Below are 18369 nucleotides of genomic sequence, written 5' to 3'. Positions count from 1 at the left end.
CGCCTATCTACGCGTTGGCACGAGCTTCGCCAAGCTCATCCCACGCCAGCGACCGGGGGTGGTGCCGTTTGTCGCCGGAACAGGATGCGCTGGTAGAGCCAGCCGATCGCGACCAGCACCACGCCGAGGCACATGAAGGATAGCGCGCGGTAGACGCCCGTGAGCTGTGACATGTCGACTACGAACGCCTTGACGATGGTCAGCGCGATGACGGCGGCAGAGGCCATCCGCGCACGCTGCGAGCCAACGACGATGCCGATCCCGAGCAGCACGACACCGAACGCCAGCCACGCGATCGAGTAGCTGTATTGCTCGGCGCCCGTGGTCGGGCCGTGCGACAGCACGGGGCCGTGGTAGAGCCGGCGGATTTCGAAGCTGACATAGGTGAGGGCGAGGATCAGCGCGCCGGCCGCGAGCGTGTTGCCATAGGCGGCCGGGCGCCGTCCCGCCACCGCATAGGACAACAGTAGCGCCAGCACCGCCGGCAGGGCATAGCCGAGCAGGAGCAGGTTGATGAAGCTGCCGCCGACATCGATCGGCCACAGGATCGGCGTCTCCAGCAGCATCAGACCGAAGACCGCGGCGAGACCGGCGAACACGGTCAGCAGCACCGCACCGATATTGTGCACGATGCTGGCCGTGCGGATGCGCAGACGCTCGAGCCCGATCGCCATCGCCAGCGCCGTGCAGACCTGCAGCGCGACCTCGGTGAGGCCGGCGCTGTTGCGGTAGACGTCGCCCTGATTGACCGCGTGACGGATCTCCATGAAGACCAGCAGGACCGTGAACAGGATCGCGGCCGACTCCACCGCGCGGAGCGGCGCATCGTCGCCGTTGCGGCGCAGGAAGATGCTGGCTGCCCAGAATGACGCGGCGGGAATGCCGTAGCCCCACAACAGCCAGTTGAAGATCGGCGTGGTGCCGACGGCATCGCCGACAATCCGCGGTTCATAGCCGATGCGCAGCACCACGATGCCGGCGAGGATCGCAGCAAGCGTGCGCAGGAAGGCGATCGGCCGCTGCAGGGAAATCCAGGCGGTGCCGAGCGACATCAGCGCCAGCGCAATCGTGAGCCAACCCTTTTCCAGCGCGAATGTGAGCGCGAGCGCCAGTGCGGCGAGCGTGCCGGTCGCAAACAGCGCGATCGAGGCGGAGTGTCCGGGCCGGTCCTCGCGCCTGGTCAGGAATTCGGTGGCGGCGGCGAAGGCCGCGGCGAGCAGTACGGCGAGAATTGCGAACGGAATCGAGCGGTCGAGCTGCGCGATCCGGGCGTAGAGCGCGATCAACAGCGCCAGCGGTGTGAAGGTGGCGGCCGCCGCCCACTGCACGGTGATTGCAGTCGTTGCGAAGCGGCGCTGCGCGAGGAAACCGCTCACGCCGAACATGCCGGCGAAGATCGCCGCCGTGGTCAGGTGCAGCGAGACCGAGCCGTCGGTGGCGTTCGGCCCGATGCCGGGCAGGGGGCCGCCGGGCAGCACCAGCATGTCCGGATTGCCGCGCACCGCCCATTCGGCGAACACGACGAACACAAACAGCGCCGCGGCGCCGATCGCGGCAGTGGCCGCCGGCGTCCGCCAAGCAACGAGGAGGCTGCCGGCGACCAGGAGGCCGAAGGTGATCATCGCGGGGTCGGCGTGAAAGCTGTTCAGCACGATCAGCAGCGCGCCGAACAGATAGGCGATCAGCGAGCTTGATGAGATCGACTCGACCTGTTCGCCTTCCGCCTCGGGACCGAACATGAAGCCGCAGACGACCAAGAGCGCGGCGAGGATGAATCCCGCGACGACATGGAAGGCATGCGGCCCGATCATCGACGGCCCGCATTGCAGGCAGGGGAAGGTCCAGAGCAGCGCGAACACCACCGTGGTAACGGCAAGCCAGCGCCACAGCCGGATGCGGGCGAGGCCGAACGATGCTGCGGTGACGATCGCCAGATAGATGTAGAGCGCCCAGAAATCCGGCTTTTCGGATGACACGAGGATCGGCGTGGCGAAGGCGCCGACGACGCCAAGCCCGGCCAGCGCCGGCCCGTGCAGCAGCGCCGCGGCGAGCGTGCCGAGCGCGACCAGTCCGAGCAGCACGAAGGCGGTGGCCGGCGCGAGGAAGTCGTAGAGCGCGTAGGCCGCATAGACGGTTGCGAATGCCACGGCTGTTCCGGCGGCGGTGAGGATCGCCGGGATATTGGCTGATAGCAGCGGCGCGATGGTGGAGATGCTTTCCTTGCGTCGCGTCCATTCGCCGGCGCCGAGCAGCGCCAGCGCGAACAGGCCGCCGAGCATGGTGCGCACGCCGGGCCCGAGCAGGCCGGCTTCGATCGAATAGCGCACCATGAAGAAACCGCCGAGCGCCAGCGTCAGGCCGCCGAGCCACACCACCCATCGGGTGCCGATGGTCTCTTCGAAGCCAGGCTGTGCGGGCGGCAGCGGCGGAGGCGCAGGCGGCGCGCCGGTTGGCGCGTCCGGTTCTGCAGCCTGCTCGGTCTTGGCAGGTGCGGCCTGGATGGCCTCGGGCGGCAATGGTGGAGGCGTGGCCGCAGCCGGCGGCGAGGTCGCACGCGTCGGCTCAGGCTCGTGCTCGGGGACGAGTGGCGGCGGCGATGCCGGCCGTATTGCCGCAGCATTCGCACCTTCGAGGGCCTCCAGCCGCATGCGCAATGCGGCCACTTCGTTCATTGATTTCAGCGCAAAAGCAAATGCGACGATCGCAATGACAAAAACAATGAACTCCAGCATCAGGCCTCCGGGCCGGCGCGCGAGGGGCGTAACCAATCACGTCCGCGGTCGTCGCAATCCATTGAGTGGAGGTTGCCCCGCAAAAAGTTCAATCATCAAAGTGGCATTTCCGCGCGGCTCACTCGAGGTCGACCCGAAAAGGCTGGTTTTCGACGCTCATGGCGCCGGGGCCGATCTCGTCGAGTGCGCGAACCATCCGGCCCTCCCGCCCGAGCGCCTTGTCGGCGAGGCTCACCATCAGCCGGTTCGGCGACGCAATCGGGGAGGCGGCGCGGATCTTGCGCGCGATCTCGGCCTCGTCGCGATGCGGATTGAGCGCGCAGGCGGCAGCGAACGCGCTCGCGGTCGAGCGGCTGATGCCGGCGTAGCAGTGTACGACCATCGGCGCGCTACGATCCCAGCCCCGCACGAAGTTCAGGACCTGCTCGATGTGCCGTTCCGACGGTGCGATGAAGCCGTCCATCACTTCGGTGATGTCGTCGACCTGCACGCGCAGATGGTTGATTTCGAGCACGGAGGCCGGGCGCTGCACCTGGGCGATATTGGCCATCACGGTGAGGATGTGGCTGGCGCCGGTCAGTCTTACGGTTTCGGGAAGCAGGGCAAGCGAGCAGACGTGAAGCATCATGGTCCTTCGGCAACGTGACTGGCCTCAATTATAGCCGCTGCCGCAGGGTGGGCAAAGCCGCCCTTCGCGATGCCAGTTATTGCGTCCTCGCCCCTTGTGGGAGAGGGCAGCTCCGGCATGGCCACGAACTCGCTTGGGTGAGGGGTTCTCTCCACGCGCACGATCGCCCGTGGAGGCAACCCCTCATCCGGCGCCTCGCGCCACCTTCTCCCACAAGGGGAGAAGGGAAGAAGATCACGCCGCCACCGCCTGGAAGCGTTCGAGGAACCGTTTCTCGGCCTTTGCTGCGGTCCAGGGCGTGAGATAGTCGCGCTCGGTCGCCGCGGGCAGTGCGGGATCGCGGCCGAACAGGCGCTTGGCTTCGGCTTCCGAAAATCCCGCCAGACGCGTTGCTTCGAGATAGGCGGCGCCGCGGTCGGCAGCCTTGATCTGCTGCGTGATCTCGTCGGCCAGCGCCGGCGGCAGGCCGAAGCGGATGTGGATCGCGGAGAGCAGGCGCTTCTCCACCGTCTTGTAGTCGCCGCCGAGCACCGCCTTGAACGGCGAGATCATGTCGCCGATGACATATTCCGGCGCATCATGCAGCAGCGCCGCGCGCCGCACGCTGACATCGACGCGCGGCATCTGCTGGCGCATCACCGCTTCGACCAGGAGCGTATGCTGGGCAACCGAGAAGATGTGCGCGCCGCTGGTCTGCCCGTTCCAGCGGGCGACGCGGGCGAGCCCGTGGGCGATGTCGGCGATCTCGATGTCGAGCGGCGACGGGTCGAGCAGGTCGAGCCGCCGCCCGGACAGCATGCGCTGCCAGGCCCGCGCGTCCTGCTTCGGCGCCGGTGATCTTCCGGTCATTTCACTTTGAAGCGCGGGCTGCGATGCTTGCCGCCGCAAGCCTCGTGGCAGAAGCAGGTCACGAGATGATCGTTGACGATGCCGGTCGCCTGCATGAAGGCGTAGACGATGGTCGGGCCGACGAACTTGAAGCCGCGCGAGGCCAGTTCTTTCGAGACCTTGATCGACAGCGGTGTCGAGGCCGGCACGCTCGCCGTGGTCTTGAACTCGTTGACCTTAGGACGGCCGTCGACGAAATCCCATAGGAATTTCGAGAAGCCCGGCCCTTCCTCCATGATCTTCAGATAGGACTTCGCGCTTGCGATCGTGCCCTCGATCTTGGCGCGGTTGCGCACGATGCCGGCATCGTTCATCAGCGCATGAACCTTCTTGTCGTTGTAGCGCGCGATCTTCTCGGGCTGGAAATCGTCGAAGGCTTTACGGAAATTCTCGCGCTTGCGCAGGATCGTGATCCAGGAGAGGCCGGCCTGGAAGCCGTCGAGAATCAGCTTTTCGTAAAGCGCGCGGTCGTCATATTCCGGCACGCCCCATTCCTCGTCGTGGTAGGCGACGTAAAACGGGTCTTCGCCCGGCCACGGACAGCGAATCTTGCCGTCGGGGTGCAGTTGCGCAGTGCGGCTCATGCGACGGTCTTTTTCGGCGCGGCGCGCACAACATCAGGCTCGGCAAGCTTCAGACCAAGGCCGCCGGCGGAGAGCGAAAGTCCGGCATCGAGCGCATCAGCGACGCGGTCGGTGCGGATCAGCGCCAGGCCGTTCTGTCCCGCGGCCGAGCCCATGGTGCCGACCTGCTTGTCGCCGGCGACGATGGTGGCGCCCGGTTCGGGCGCCAGATCGTCCAGGATGATCTTGACGGTGCGCGTGCGCGCGGTGCCGCGATGCTGCATCCGCGACACGACTTCCTGGCCGACATAGCAGCCCTTGTCGAAATCGACGCCGCTCAGCCGGTCCATGTTGGTCTCGTGCGGGAACGCGTCGCCATAGCTGAAGTCGAGCCCGCCGCGCGGGATGCCGCTCACAATGCGATGCGCCTCATAGGCGGCGCTGTCGACGAGATCGGCGCCGATGAGACCTGCGACCTTGGCTTTCAAATCTTCGGGCACCACGATGCGGAAACCCAGCGCGCCGCTGCGCGGATCGGCGAAGCAGAGGTCGGGCTTCATCGCGGGCTCGCCGTCCCAGGCGGCCAGTACGCCGAGCCCGTCGGAGAGGTTCTCGACCGCGACCTTTGCGCGCAGCTTGTAGAAGCGCAGCTTGTCGGTCAGCGCCTGCGCAAGCGCGCGCGGCACATCGATCAGGAAGCCGCTGCCATGGCCCGCCGGCGCCTCCGTGATCAGGAAATCCACGATGATCTTGCCCTGCGGGGTCAGCAGCGCGCCAAACCGGCCCATGCCCGGCGCAAGATCGGTCAGGTCTGATGTGACGAGGCCGTTGAGGAAGTTGCGGGCGTCCTCGCCCGTCACCTTGACCACGCCCCGATCGGGTAGAAATGCTGCTTTCATGCGGCTTGTTCGGCCCTTTTCCAAGGTTCCTTTGGGAAACGGAGCTAGCGGATATTCCTACCGAAGTTAAGGCGCTAAACTGTGCCGAACAAGGCCCGGCAGGCAGCTTGAACACGGGCGCGAGGAACGATGAATCAGCGTTTTGACACCATTCTAAAATCCGGCACCGTGGTCAATCAGGACGGCGACGGCATCCGCGACATCGGCATCAGGAATGGCCGTATTGCCGAGATCGGCGGCCTCAACTGCGATTCCGCCGACGAGGTGATCGACTGCAAGGGCCTGCACGTCCTGCCCGGGGTGATGGACACCCAGGTGCATTTCCGCGAGCCCGGGCCGACCCACAAGGAAGATCTCGAGACCGGATCGCGCAGCGCTGTGCTGGGCGGCGTCACCGCCGTGTTCGAGATGCCGAACACCGACCCGCTGACGGTGACGGAAGCGGCCTTCACCGACAAGGTGAAGCGCGCCCATCACCGCATGCACTGCGATTTCGCCTTCTTCATCGGCGGCACCCGGGAGAATGTGCAGGATTTGCCGGAACTCGAACGTGCGCCGGGCTGCGCCGGCGTCAAGGTGTTCATCGGCTCCTCCACCGGCACGCTGCTGGTCGAGGACGATGAGAGCCTGCGCCGCATCTTCAAGGTGATCCGCCGCCGCGCTGCGTTCCATGCCGAGGACGAATATCGCCTCAACGATCGCAAATCGCTCAGGATCGAGGGCGATCCGCGTTCGCATCCGCTCTGGCGCGACGAGGTCGCGGCGTTGATGGCAACGCAGCGGCTGGTCAAGCTCGCGCATGAGACCGGCAAGCGCATCCACGTGCTGCACATCTCGACCAAGCAGGAGATCGATTTCCTGCGCGACCACAAGGACGTCGCCTCCTGCGAGGCGACGCCGCATCACCTCACCATGGCTGCGCCCGAATGCTACGAGCGGCTCGGCACCCACGCGCAGATGAATCCGCCGGTGCGCTCGGCCGACCATCGCGAGCGGATCTGGTACGGCATCGAGCAGGGCATCATCGACGTGCTCGGCTCCGACCACGCCCCGCATACGCTGGAAGAGAAGGCGAAGACCTATCCGGCCTCGCCCTCCGGCATGACCGGCGTGCAGACGCTGGTGCCCCTGATGCTCGATCACATCAACGCCGGCCGGCTGTCGCTGGCGCGTTTCGTCGACCTCACCAGCGCGGGACCGGCGCGGCTGTTCAACATCGCCTGCAAGGGCCGCATCGCGGCCGGCTATGACGCCGATTTCACCGTCGTCGATCTCAAGCGCAGCGAGACCATCACCAACCAGTGGATCGCCTCGCGCGCGGGCTGGACGCCCTATGATGGGATGCGCGTCACCGGCTGGCCGGTCGGCACGTTCATCCGTGGCAAGCGGGTGATGTGGCAGGGCGAGGTTGTGACGCCGTCGCTGGGCGAGCCGGTGCGGTTTTTGGAGACGTTGAGGGTGTAGTTCTCCGTCATTGCGAGCGAATCGAAGCAATCCATTGCCGCCGCGAATCGGGGTGACAATGGATTGCTTCGCTTCGCTCGCAATGACGGCAGAACAAGCGGGTGATGACGACTGAGCGCGTGGAGACTTACTGCCGCGCCAGTATCAGCGAGAATTCGCCATTGCGCACGCGCGCCGGCAGTCCCTCGACGAACTTCGCCACCGCCTCTTCGCCATAGGTGCCGACCAGCTCGGCCAGCGCGGCGAACAGGCTCGCCTGCGCCAGGCAATCGCCGTCGATGCCGTCATGGCGCGCTTCCGCCCAGGCCTCGTTGAGGTAGGAGAGCGCGGCCTGCTTCTGCTCGTGGTCAGGCAGGGGATCGCGGGCAATCTGGAACGCTGGAATGCGCATGAAACTCACAGGCAATGTCGGCGCGATTCACGGCGAATCACGTCATGCACAAAGCTGTAGCACGCAGATTGGGCACGCCTAGGCCACTTCTTTAGGAAGGGTTAATGGCGGCAACCAAGGTCAATCGAACGTCTATTCGCTCAGTCAGTTAGCATAGCGCGCGGTCAGGTCGCGCGAGATCTTCGAACCTTCCTCGACATAGCGGCGGATCGCCACGACCGCTGCCGGCGTGCAGCTTCGGTAGGTCTGCTGGAAACCGTTATAGCCGCGGTTGAAGCCCGCGATCATGCGGGCGCGGCGGTCGCCGGAGGGGGTTTCGGCGTCGATCAGCGCCTGCATCTCGTTGCGCCATTTGGCCCCTTCGTTGCTGCCGCAGATGCCGCGCAGATAATGCAGGGTGCCGAGGATCTCGGCGAGCCGCTGCAGGTCGCCGTCAAACGGCGCCGCGGCATCCTCTGCCCGGCCGGGCGAGAGATTGCACGCCGTGACGAAGATGAGGGCGGCCAGGAGAACTTTCGACATGGCAGCGTCATATGCCTGTGGATTGTGCTGCAGGCAAGGCGCGGGATCTCGCGCCAGAGGGCTTCAAATCAGCCGCCGGGCGGCCTGAATCACCTCCTGCAGGCCGCCGGTGACCTTGAGATCGCCGATCGCATCGGGCTCGAGCCATTTGAAATCATCATGTTCGTCATTCAGGTGGGGTTCCCCCGCCACCCATCGCGCCGCGAACGACATGATCAGATAGTGCCCGCCGCCGGCCGCCCCGGGCAGCACCTCGCGCCAGCCGGCCAACGCCACGATGTCGATCTTGAGCCCTGTCTCCTCGTCGACCTCCCGGTGCAGCGCCGTATGCAGGGATTCGCCGAATTCGACCCGGCCGCCCGGCAGCGAATAGAAGCCCTTGCCCGGCGTGCGGGCGCGGCGGACCAGAAGCACCTTGCCGTCGCGAAAAATCGCGCCGGAAACGGCAAGCTGTGGACGGGCAGGCTGGGCGGGGGAAGTCAATAGGCGATCCAAAACCGGGGCAACCGGCGCTGATCATGCCCGATTGGGAACGAGAGGTCTAACCGTAGAGTTCGTCATGCCCGGGCTTGACCCGGGCATCCACGCCTTCCTTCGCGGCTGGAAGGACGTGGATGGCCGGGACAAGCCCGGCCATGACGGCGAGAGTGATATTTGTACCCGGTTCAGCTACTCGCTCGCCATGATCCGTTCGATGTCGGCTTCAGTGCCGCCGTTGATGATGCCGCCGGCGAGGGCGACCAGCGGCTTGACCCAGATCGTGGCCTGCTCGGCTAGCTTGGCACGGGTCTTGTCCTGGCGCACCTTGCCCATCGCGGCGCTTACCGCCGTCAATATCGAGGTCATCGTGTTCGTGATGTTGTCGAATTCGGCGCGGGTCGTGGGATCAGCCGATTCGTAGGCTTCGATTGCGAGGTCGCGCGCCCTGAAGTTGGAGGCCGTGAAATGCTCGGCATAGGTCAGCGGGTGCCAGCTCAGGAAATCCTCGGCACATTCCGGCATGTCCGGAATCATCTCGAGCAGCATGATGGCTTCGTTGAAGTGATTGAGGTAATCGGTGGCAAGCCCGGTGCGCGGATTGATGTTGGCGGCGCGCAACGCCGCAGCCCGGGCCTCGTCCGGGCCCGCCGGTCGCGGTGTCTGGCGATCGGATTGTGCTGCTGTTGAGCCCGTGGCGTTCATCATGCCCAATGTTTGACAGGGGCGGTTAAAAGGTCCTGAACGAGTACTTATTTTTCCCGGATTATGTGCGGACGCTTCGTTATCACCTCGCCGCCGGAGGCGATCAGGCTGCTCTTCGGCTATGCCGAGCAGCCCAACTTCCCCCCGCGGCACAATATTGCGCCGACCCAACCCGTTCCCGTGGTGATCCTGGAGAACGGCGGCCGGCATTTCCGGCTGATGCGCTGGGGGCTGGTACCCGCCTGGGTCAAGGATCCCCGCCAGGTCGGCCTCTTGTTCAACGCCCGCTCGGAGACGGTGCTGCAGAAGCCCGCCTTCAAGAACGCGATCCGGCGCCGCCGCTCGCTGATCCCGGCTGACGGCTATTATGAATGGCACGACGAGGGCGGCCGCAAGCGGCCCTATTTCATCTATCGCCGCGACCAGCAGCCGGTCGGTTTCGCCGCGCTGGCGGAGACCTGGATGGGTCCGAACGGCGAGGAGGTCGATACGGTGGCGATCATCACCGCGCCGGCCAGCGCGGATCTGGCGAGATTGCATCACCGCGTGCCCGTGACGATTTCGCCCGACGCCTTCGAGCGCTGGCTCGATTGCCGCAACGACGAGGTCTCGCTGGCGATGCCGCTCCTGAAGGGCCCGGCGGTCGGCGAATTCGTCTGGCATGAGGTCTCGACGCGGGTCAACCACGCCGCCAATGACGATGCGCAATTGCTGCTGCCGATCACGGACGAGGAGCGCGCCGCCGAGCCGCAGAAGCCGAAGCGGGCGACACCGCGCAAGCCATCGTCGCCGGTGGAAGACGACGGGCAGGGGAGTTTGTTCTGACGGGTGGGCAAAGCGTACGTGCCCATCATCCTTGCGCGATGTGGCTTGTTGCGCCCTCTCCCCTTGTGGGAGAGGGCTGCTCGGACGGTCGCCACGGACTCGCTAGGGTGAGGGGTTGTCTCCACGCGCACCATCGGTTGTGGAGAGAACCCCTCATCCGTCGCGCATTTCATGCGCGCCACCTTCTCCCGCAAGGGGAGAAGGGAAAGGCATGACGCAAGTAGCTACCGGAAAATATTCAGCGCGGCGTATTGCACGAGCATGATGGTCTTGGCGTCGACGATGCGGCCGTCTCTGATCATCGCCAGCGCTTCATCGAGTGGCAGCTCCAGCACCTCGATGTCTTCGCCCTCATGGGCAAGGCCGCCGCCGTCGCCGACCCGCATCGAGGAATCATATTCGGCAACGAAGAAATGCAGCTTCTCCGTCACAGAGCCCGGGCTCATGAAGGCTTCGAACACTTTTTCGACGTGATGGAGCCGGTAGCCGGTCTCCTCTTCCGCCTCGGCGCGGATGCGGTTCTCCGGGGTCTCATTGTCCAGCATGCCCGCGGCCGCCTCGATCATGAAATCGTCATGGCCATTGAGGAAGGGCGGCAGGCGGAATTGCCGCACCAGCACCACGCTGCGCGCGGCGAGATTGTAGGGCAGCAGCGTGGCGGCATTGCCGCGGTCGAACACCTCGCGGTTCAGCGTCTGCCACGCACCGTCGCCGCGGCGGTAGTCGAAGGTCACCGACTTCAGTACGTAGTGCTCATCGGAGAGCACGCGCTCGTCCTTGATGCGAACGCGGTCGGAAATACTCATGGCGGCGTGCGCCCGTCGATCCATCTGGAAAACACGAGAAGCTGCTGCTCCTCATAGCCGATCGACTGGTAGAACGCGCCGACCTTGGCGTTTTCCCGCCGCACCAGCAATTGCAGTTTTGCAATGCCGGCCGCCTGGAGCCAGTCCTCCGCCGCGCGCATGATCACCCGGCCGTATCCCTTGCCCTGTCGCTCGGGATCGACCGCGACGTAATAGACCCAGCCGCGATGACCCTCATGGCCGACCATGGCGGATGCGACGATCACCCCATTGTCGCGGCCGACCAGGATGTCCGAATTGGGCCCTCGTCGTGCCAGCGCGATATCGGCGACCGGATCGTTCCACGGCCGTGTCAGCCCGCAGCGCTGCCACAGTGCGACGACGTCAGCGACGTCGCTGTCGGACATCGGCGCGATGGCGAGCGCAGCGATAGGGGGTGGCGGTGCGACGTTCACAGTACTTTTCCAGGATTCATGATACCGAGCGGATCGAGCATCGCCTTGATGCTGCGCATCAGTTCGATCGCGACCTTGTCCTTCACATCGGGCAATTCATCGCGCTTGAGCACGCCGATGCCGTGCTCGGCCGAGATCGAGCCGCCCATCCGCAGCACGATGTCGAACACGACAGTGTTGACCTCATGCCAGCGGCCGAGGAAGTCGGCGCTGTCGGCGCCGATCGGCTGGCTGACATTGTAATGGATGTTGCCGTCGCCGAGATGGCCGAACGGCACCGGCCGCGCGCCGGGGATCAGCTTGACCACCGCCGCATTGGCCTCTTCGATAAAGGCCGGGACGGCGGCGACCGGCACCGAGATGTCATGCTTGATCGAGCCGCCTTCCGGCTTCTGTGCCGCGGACATCTCGTCGCGCAATTTCCAGAACGCCTGGCGCTGGCTCAAATTGGCGGCGATCACGGCGTCATCGACGATGCCATCTTCCATGCCCTCGGCGAGGATGACTTCCAGCGTATCGCGTGCATCGTCGCGCGGCGAGGAAAGCTCCATCAGCACATACCAGGGGTGCTTGCTCTGGAGCGGATCGCGAATGTCGATGCCGTGGCGGATCGAGAAATCCACCGCGATGTCGGCAAGCAGCTCGAAGCTGGTGAGGCTGCCCGCGGCTTCGGTTTGCGAGATCGACAATAGCTGCAGCGCATCCGCCGGCGATTTCAATCCGACAAAGGCGGTCTCGATTGCGCGCGGCTTCGGAAACAGCTTCAGCGTCGCCGCCGTGATGATGCCGAGCGTTCCCTCGGCGCCGATGAAGAGATTGCGCAGGTCGTAGCCGGTATTGTCCTTTTTCAGTTTCGACAGCGCGTTGAGCACGCGCCCGTCGGCCAGCACCACTTCGAGCCCGAGCGCCATCTCGCGCGCCACGCCATAGGCCAATGCGGCCGTGCCGCCGGCATTGGTCGAGAGATTGCCGCCGATGGTGCAGCTTCCCTCGGCGCCGAGCGAGAGCGGAAACAGCCGGTCGACGTCGCTGGCGCGCTGCTGAGCCACCTGCAGCACCACGCCGGCCTCGCAAGTCATGGTGTTGGAGGCGGTATCGATCTCGCGGATCTTGTCCATCCGCTTCAGCGAAATCACGACCTCGCCATGATGCGGCGTCTGCCCGCCGACCAGGCCGGTATTGCCGCCCTGCGGCACCAGCGCGATGCGATGCGCCGAGGCGAGCTTGCAGATCGCGGCGACTTCCGCGGTCGAGCCCGGGCGCAGCACCAGCGGCGAGCGCCCCTGGAACAGGTTGCGCTCCTCGACCAGGTAGGGCGCGATGTCGGTGGCATCAGTCACCGCATATTTGTCGCCGACGATGGCGCGAAACTTGTCGATCAGTTCCGGCGGAAGCTGCGGCGCTGGCGGATCTGCGATGTTCATCCCGGTCTCTTTCACTCCGGCCGCCTTCATTCGCGGCCAACGGCTGCGCGGCGCAGCCGGTCGTTGATGGCTTCGCCCAGACCGTGATGGGGAATGGGCATCACCGCGATCGCACGCGCGGCTTCGGTGTCGAGCGCGCGGAGATAGCCGAACAGATTGGCGGCGGCCTCGGCAAGATCGCCACTATCAGACAGATTCATCACGGCGGCCGCCGAATCAACCCCCGATATGCTCAAGGGTCCAAACGCCAGAAGCGCCTCTCCGGGCTCGATTCTGTCAGCGTTGAGTCGCACCCGCGTGCGCGGGGCGTAGTGGGAGGCAAGCATGCCCGGCGCGAGCGGCCTGCCGCCGTCGCCCGGCGCGAGCGGCTGGCCGTTGTCGCTTTCGGCGTCCGCTGGAAGTTGGTCGAGCCTGTGGCCGAGCACGCGCTCGATCGCCGCGCGCGGCAGGCCGCCCGGCCGGAGCAGCGTCGCGCGCTCGAAGCAGCCGACGATGGTGGATTCGACCCCGACCTCGACCGGGCCGCCATCGACGATCAGGTCGATGCGCCCCGAAAGATCGCTTGCGACGTGCTCCGCCGTGGTCGGCGAGACGTGGCCGGAGAGGTTGGCGGAAGGCGCCACCACCGGCCGGCCGAGGGCGCGCAGGATGTCGCGGGCGACGGCGTGGGCGGGCACGCGCACCGCGACGGTATCGAGCCCCGCGGTCGCAAGCTCCGCCACCGGGCAGCCTTCCGTTTTCGGCAGCACCAGCGTCAGCGGCCCCGGCCAGAACGCCTCGGCCAACGCGGTCGCCACCGCACCGAACCGGGCGATCCGCCGCGCGTCGGCGAGATCGCCGACATGAGCGATCAGGGGATTGAACGCCGGCCGCCCCTTGGCCTGGTAGAGATGGGCAATCGCGGTCGCATTGGTGGCGTCGGCGCCGAGCCCGTAGACGGTCTCGGTCGGGAACGCCACCAGGCCGCCTTTTGCGAGCACGCCGGCCGCCGCCGCGGTCGTGGCTGGTCCGGCCGGCAGGATCCGGGTTTTCAGGCTGGTTTCCACTGTGACTCAAATCCTCAAATGCGCGGCTTGCGGTCGTCCAAACCCGACGCTATAAGCCGCGTTCTCAGTCGGAGTGTGGCTCAGCCCGGTAGAGCACTGCGTTCGGGACGCAGGGGTCGCAGGTTCGAATCCTGCCACTCCGACCATATTCCGATGTGTTTTCAATCGCTTACGGTTTCGGTTGAGCGCGCCGCGCTCAACTATGGGTACCCCCTGCGTAGCACGCAGTGATCGGCCTTATAGTGAGCGCCGAACCGTCCGACAATCTCGACAATTTGCTTGAGGTCTGATGTGGCACCCGAGCCTGCTGCACGGGCTGCTCTCTTGGCATGTGCTTTGGGGTTCCAGCTGCGTTCTGATGGCCGCCACGAAAGGCACGAGAACCCGACAGAATCAGCACGATCTGAGTGTCGTCATGGAAATACGGCCTGAGCCCGAGCGAGCCCCCGCGCCATGATGCGAGCTCGACGATACCAGCGATGTCCATGCGCCGGTAATTCCGGATCGCCGCCGAGGTCAAACGGGTCGCTGATGTTGCCGCTGGTGCCGCTTTCGCGTGCCCTGTCGATGGTGTCGTCGTCCTTGCCATGGCGCGAGATACATCCGTGACGGCGATGGCGCCACATTAAGCATAGCGTCAACCGCTGCTTGTGCCGGTGGAAGGTCTTGCCTACCCGTTTTCGATGGACTCGGCCAAAAATATCACCCGGTATCATGCTCTCGACAGTTGGCGTGGCATTTGCGCTTGCATGGTCGCGCTGTTTCACTTCGACGTTATCAGCCATCTGTCGTTCCTGCCGCTCACCAGAAATGCCTACCTCTTCGTCGATTTCTTCTTCGTGTTGAGCGGCTTTGTCATCGCGTCGAATTATCGTTCGCGTCTCGCTGAGGGCTTCGGCACAGGCCGCTTCCTCCTCCTGCGGCTTGGGAGGATCTATCCGCTGCATCTCGTGACCTTGCTGCTGTTCATTCCCATCGACGCTGCGAAGGACGGTATTGGCCCAAACCTCTTGCAGGCCATCGTCACCAACATTCTGCTGCTGCAGGGGCTCGGCGTTAATCCGCAGAACTGGTTGAACTTCGCGAGTTGGAGCATCAGCACCGAGTTCGCCGCTTATGTGATCTTCGCCGCCGTCGTGAGCAGGATCGGGCCGACAATCTGGCCTTGGCTGCTTCCGATCATTGCGGGGCCGGTTGTGCTCGCCACCATCAGCCCGGACGGGATGAATGCGACTTTTGACTATGGGTTGGTGCGCTGCCTTTATGGTTTCGCGCTTGGCGTTCTCGCTTTCGATTTGCGAGAGCGCTTCCCCGTGTTGCGCGCACGCCTGGCGCCATCCGTTGAGACATTGCTCGAGGCGGCGAGTCTCATGCTCGTTGTGGGCTATGTATCGGTCGCTGGAAGCAGCGTCACTCTGCAGGTCGCCTCGCCGCTGGTGTTTACGCTGGTCGTTCTGGTGTTCGCGCGTGAAGCTGGCGCGGTCAGCCGTTGGCTGACGGTTCCGTCCATGCTCACGATCGGGACGCTGACCTATTCGATCTACATGCTGCATCCGCTCCTCAGGGCAGTGGTGCGGGCCATCCTTATGGTCGTCGAGCGCCTTACGCATACGGAATTGTTTGCCTCTTACGCGTTGAGCCCGGGCCATGAACCGACGAAAGTTGTCTCTCTGAATGGATCGCTCTGGCTTGGTGATCTCCTGCAAATTGCGATGCTGTTGTTGACCGTCCTGCTGTCGGTTGCAACGTATCGTCTTGTCGAGGAGCCCGGGCGTGACTGGGTCAGGCGCTTGATGGATCGGCGGAGGGTCGGCACAGTACGCGGCGCACGACCGGCTTTCGACGCATGACACGCCGAGCTCGTTCAATTTTCGTACCTGTCGCGTTGTTACGCGATGTGGGCGACGCGCCGTATGCGGGTATTGTATGCAAGACCTGCGGCGGCAAGATCCGCCAGAGCGGTCCCGACTGCCTTGAACATGGTGATGTCGTCGCGGGATCGTCGCCCGTGAACGGCGCCGCTGCACAGTTCGGCTAGCGACGCCTTCAAGTCCTGACGTGACAAAATTCCTCCCTCGATCGGGTGGACGAGATCACCGGCCTCATGTGCCGCCTCATAGGTGTCCACGAATATGGCGGAACGCTTGACGACTTCGTCATCCGATTCCCGCATTGCCGGCGTGAAGGCGCCGATGAGATCGACATGGACGCCGGCCTGCAGCCATTCACCTTTGATCAGTGGCGATGTTGCCAGAGTGGCCGACGTGACGATATCCGCCGTCCTGACGGCATGTTCAAGGTCGGACACGAACACGGCATCCAGTCCGGAGTCACGGAGACGATCCACCATCCGAATGGCGCTGTCGGCGTTGACGTTCCACACGCTGATCCGGCGAATGTCGCGGACGGCCCGATAGGCTTCCGGCAAAAGGCTTGCGATCCGGCCGGAGCCGAGAATGAGCAGGTTGGTCGCGTCTTCGCGCGCCAGATAGGACGCCGCGAGCGCTGACGTCGCAGCGGTTCGCCTGGCGGTAAGGACGTCACCGGCGACCGTCGCAAGTTGCACACCGGTGCCGCTGTCGAACAGCAGATAGACCGATGTGAGCGCCGGCATCTTGCGCGCGGCGTTGCCCGGGAATACGGCGACCAGCTTGACTCCAAGCAGGTCGTCACCTTCCGATTTCTGCTGCCATGAAGGCATCAGCAACAGCGTCGCGTCCGGCTCGCCCGGAACTGGAATCGTATGATGATGTCGCGGCGGAACCGTGCAGCCCCTGACAAAGAAGCTGCGCAGATGCGGGATCAGCTCATCCATCGGGAGAAGGCGCGTCGCCTCCTCTGCATCAATGGTCTGCAGCGGTTGTTTCTCGGTCATGGCCTTCTCATTGCAAGACTTTGCGTCGCGGCTCTCGCGCGACGCCCGCATGCTGTCGCGGTTGCCGAACCAAATCGACGTTGTGCTCCGGCATGCCGGACGAGGATACGGCCGGGACGTCAGTGCGATCGTCCCTCCCGGCGTGTCAGTTCGCGCGGCTCAGCGGTCGATCAGGGAAGAATTGGGGGGTGGTAGGTGAAAGTCGTCATCAGGATTGCCGCAAGGATCATGACGATCGGGAAATGCACGAAGAACTGCACCGAGGTGTAGCCGATCAGGTCTTTTGACTTCAAGCCGAGTATGCCGAGCAGCGGAAGCATCCAGAATGGATTGATGAAGTTCGGCAGCGTCTCCGCGATGTTATAGATCATCACGGTCCAGCCCAAATGAGCCCCGATCTCATTGGCCGCCTTCATGATGTACGGGGCCTCGATGATCCACTTGCCGCCAGCCGACGGGATGAAGAAACCGAGTACCGCGGAATAGATTCCAACCAGGAACGAGAAGACGGTCGAGTTGGCGGAGGCGTCCACGAACCAGTGTGCGATGGTGTCGGACAGCGTTACGCCCTTGCTGTTCGGCACCTTGGTCAGCATCTGAGCGATTCCGGCGTAGAAAGGAAACTGCAACAGCACGCCCGAGACGCTTGGCATCGCCTTGGAAAAAGCCTCGAGCAGGCTGCGTGGACGCCAATGCAAGAGGATGCCAAGCACCAGAAAGACGAAATTGTAGGTGTTCAGGCCCGACAAAGTGATCAGCGGATTGCCGGACTGGAAGGTTTGCCAGAGCCAGCCCAGCGCCAGCACGACGATCAGGATCGTCAGAATGGGACTGAACTCGAGAAAATCGCCGGGCCGCGCCGGCTTCTTCGGCTCGATTCGGTCGTCGTCGAGCGACACGCCGAGATCCGCGGCGGTCTTGACCAACCTCGGATCTGGAGCAGTCAGGTAGCAGATCGCCGTGGATAGCGCGGTGACGACCACCGTCGTGACCAGATTCTGCCACGTCAGGATCGTCTCAGAGAAACCGATGACGCCGGTGATCGGCAACAGCGAACTCGGGATGCTGGCCGCATTGGCCTGAAGCTGGGCGGCTGATGATGTGATGCCGAGCGTGAAACCGCAGCCGAGGCCGAGATAGCCAGCCGCACCGGCCGCGCGATAGTCCAGCCTGATGTCCTTGCGCCGCGCGATTTCGCGCACCAGCAGGCCGGAAAAGATCAGACTGAGACCCCAGTTCAACAGCGACAGGACGATACTGAGGACACCGACGAAGACCACAGCGCCGCGCGCGGTGGAGGGTACGGCCGCCAGCCGCCGCAGCACCGCCGCGACAGGCGGCGACATTGCGACCACATAGCCTCCGATCGCGACCAGCGCCATTTGCATCGTGAACGGAATCAGATTCCAGAAGCCGTCGCCGAAGGCGCGGCTGACCGCAAGCGGTGAGCCGCCATGCACGATGGTGCCGAGCGCGATCACGACCACGGCAATCAGAACGAACACGTAGGCATCCGGAAACCAACGCTCGGCGAAGGCGACCATATGCTGCGAGAGCCTTGCAAGCAGGTTGGTCTGCATCGGCACTTTGTCCGGAAAGGAATTTCTATGCGTAGCGTCGGTCATTGCTGTCCCCATTATTATGTCGGTGTTGGTTTCGTCGCGTCATT

18 protein-coding genes and 1 tRNA gene are annotated in these 18369 nt (G+C 64.4%); 4 read left to right on the top strand and 15 right to left on the bottom strand.

The annotated features are described in order from the left end of the window. Nucleotides 1-35: 35 nt before the first annotated feature. From AC5ZG5_RS37270 to ygfZ, 5 genes are all read right to left on the bottom strand, one after another. Nucleotides 36-2732 (bottom strand): DUF2339 domain-containing protein, encoded by a 2697-nt coding sequence (locus tag AC5ZG5_RS37270; RefSeq protein WP_456645804.1) that lies wholly within the window; start codon nucleotides 2730-2732, stop codon nucleotides 36-38. A 118-nt stretch (nucleotides 2733-2850) separates the two neighbouring features. Continuing rightward, nucleotides 2851-3357 (bottom strand): tyrosine phosphatase family protein, encoded by a 507-nt coding sequence (locus AC5ZG5_RS37265; protein WP_456645832.1) that lies wholly within the window; start codon nucleotides 3355-3357, stop codon nucleotides 2851-2853. A 237-nt stretch (nucleotides 3358-3594) separates the two neighbouring features. Further along, nucleotides 3595-4209, bottom strand: coding sequence for a YfbR-like 5'-deoxynucleotidase (locus AC5ZG5_RS37260; RefSeq protein ID WP_456645805.1), 615 nt, complete (start codon nucleotides 4207-4209; stop codon nucleotides 3595-3597). Then, entirely contained in the window at nucleotides 4206-4832 is a 627-nt protein-coding gene (locus AC5ZG5_RS37255; protein ID WP_130225585.1) for a DNA-3-methyladenine glycosylase I, read from the bottom strand. The genes AC5ZG5_RS37260 and AC5ZG5_RS37255 overlap by 4 nt, the downstream gene beginning before the upstream one ends. Then, nucleotides 4829-5710: a CAF17-like 4Fe-4S cluster assembly/insertion protein YgfZ gene (ygfZ, locus tag AC5ZG5_RS37250; RefSeq protein WP_456645806.1), complete on the bottom strand. Its 882-nt coding sequence runs from the start codon at nucleotides 5708-5710 to the stop codon at nucleotides 4829-4831. The genes AC5ZG5_RS37255 and ygfZ overlap by 4 nt, the downstream gene beginning before the upstream one ends. A gap of 129 nt (nucleotides 5711-5839) precedes the next feature. Here ygfZ and AC5ZG5_RS37245 point away from each other — a divergent pair, with 129 nt between their 5' ends. Continuing rightward, nucleotides 5840-7174 (top strand): dihydroorotase, encoded by a 1335-nt coding sequence (locus AC5ZG5_RS37245; protein WP_456645807.1) that lies wholly within the window; start codon nucleotides 5840-5842, stop codon nucleotides 7172-7174. Nucleotides 7175-7301: 127 nt separating this feature from the next. Here the strand turns inward: AC5ZG5_RS37245 and AC5ZG5_RS37240 are convergent, their stop codons facing one another. The 4 genes from AC5ZG5_RS37240 to AC5ZG5_RS37225 form a co-directional block, all read right to left on the bottom strand. Next, nucleotides 7302-7565, bottom strand: a complete 264-nt coding sequence (locus AC5ZG5_RS37240) for a hypothetical protein (RefSeq protein WP_028166925.1) — start codon at nucleotides 7563-7565, stop codon at nucleotides 7302-7304. A 144-nt stretch (nucleotides 7566-7709) separates the two neighbouring features. Then, nucleotides 7710-8087: a TIGR02301 family protein gene (locus tag AC5ZG5_RS37235; protein WP_456645808.1), complete on the bottom strand. Its 378-nt coding sequence runs from the start codon at nucleotides 8085-8087 to the stop codon at nucleotides 7710-7712. Nucleotides 8088-8150: 63 nt separating this feature from the next. Beyond that, complete coding sequence (locus AC5ZG5_RS37230) at nucleotides 8151-8570, bottom strand: NUDIX hydrolase (protein WP_456645809.1); 420 nt, start codon at nucleotides 8568-8570, stop codon at nucleotides 8151-8153. A gap of 186 nt (nucleotides 8571-8756) precedes the next feature. Further along, nucleotides 8757-9269 (bottom strand): hypothetical protein, encoded by a 513-nt coding sequence (locus tag AC5ZG5_RS37225; RefSeq protein WP_456645833.1) that lies wholly within the window; start codon nucleotides 9267-9269, stop codon nucleotides 8757-8759. 63 nt (nucleotides 9270-9332) lie between these two features. On the opposite strand from AC5ZG5_RS37225, the gene AC5ZG5_RS37220 reads away from it, so the two are divergent. Continuing rightward, nucleotides 9333-10094 (top strand): SOS response-associated peptidase, encoded by a 762-nt coding sequence (locus tag AC5ZG5_RS37220; protein WP_456645810.1) that lies wholly within the window; start codon nucleotides 9333-9335, stop codon nucleotides 10092-10094. Between the two features lie 224 nt (nucleotides 10095-10318). On the opposite strand, the gene AC5ZG5_RS37215 is transcribed toward AC5ZG5_RS37220, so the two are convergent. From AC5ZG5_RS37215 to AC5ZG5_RS37200, 4 genes are read right to left on the bottom strand one after another with little or no spacing between them, the layout of a single operon-like run. Further along, nucleotides 10319-10900, bottom strand: a complete 582-nt coding sequence (locus AC5ZG5_RS37215; protein WP_130225577.1) for an NUDIX domain-containing protein — start codon at nucleotides 10898-10900, stop codon at nucleotides 10319-10321. Beyond that, nucleotides 10897-11331 carry a GNAT family acetyltransferase gene (locus AC5ZG5_RS37210; protein WP_456645834.1) on the bottom strand — a complete coding sequence of 145 codons (435 nt, stop codon included), beginning with the start codon at nucleotides 11329-11331 and terminating at the stop codon, nucleotides 10897-10899. Before AC5ZG5_RS37210 ends, AC5ZG5_RS37215 begins: the two co-directional genes overlap by 4 nt. 20 nt (nucleotides 11332-11351) lie before the next feature. After that, nucleotides 11352-12779 (bottom strand): FAD-binding oxidoreductase, encoded by a 1428-nt coding sequence (locus tag AC5ZG5_RS37205; RefSeq protein WP_456645811.1) that lies wholly within the window; start codon nucleotides 12777-12779, stop codon nucleotides 11352-11354. A 26-nt stretch (nucleotides 12780-12805) separates the two neighbouring features. Next, complete coding sequence (locus tag AC5ZG5_RS37200) at nucleotides 12806-13825, bottom strand: L-threonylcarbamoyladenylate synthase (RefSeq protein WP_456645812.1); 1020 nt, start codon at nucleotides 13823-13825, stop codon at nucleotides 12806-12808. Between the two features lie 69 nt (nucleotides 13826-13894). Here AC5ZG5_RS37200 and AC5ZG5_RS37195 point away from each other — a divergent pair. Together AC5ZG5_RS37195 and AC5ZG5_RS37190 are read left to right on the top strand one after the other, a co-directional pair. After that, nucleotides 13895-13971, top strand: a tRNA-Pro gene (locus tag AC5ZG5_RS37195). Between the two features lie 510 nt (nucleotides 13972-14481). Continuing rightward, complete coding sequence (locus AC5ZG5_RS37190) at nucleotides 14482-15675, top strand: acyltransferase family protein (protein ID WP_456671256.1); 1194 nt, start codon at nucleotides 14482-14484, stop codon at nucleotides 15673-15675. Between the two features lie 38 nt (nucleotides 15676-15713). On the opposite strand, the gene lhpI is transcribed toward AC5ZG5_RS37190, so the two are convergent. After that, entirely contained in the window at nucleotides 15714-16700 is a 987-nt protein-coding gene (gene lhpI, locus AC5ZG5_RS37185; RefSeq protein WP_456645815.1) for a bifunctional Delta(1)-pyrroline-2-carboxylate/Delta(1)-piperideine-2-carboxylate reductase, read from the bottom strand. 170 nt (nucleotides 16701-16870) lie between these two features. Then, nucleotides 16871-18325, bottom strand: a complete 1455-nt coding sequence (locus AC5ZG5_RS37180; RefSeq protein WP_456645816.1) for a short-chain fatty acid transporter — start codon at nucleotides 18323-18325, stop codon at nucleotides 16871-16873. Nucleotides 18326-18369: the final 44 nt, after the last annotated feature.

The organism is Bradyrhizobium sp. Ses1 (assembly GCF_059512365.1).
The sequence above is the reverse complement of the archived record's forward strand: the minus strand, read 5'-3'. Positions and strand labels throughout refer to the sequence as shown.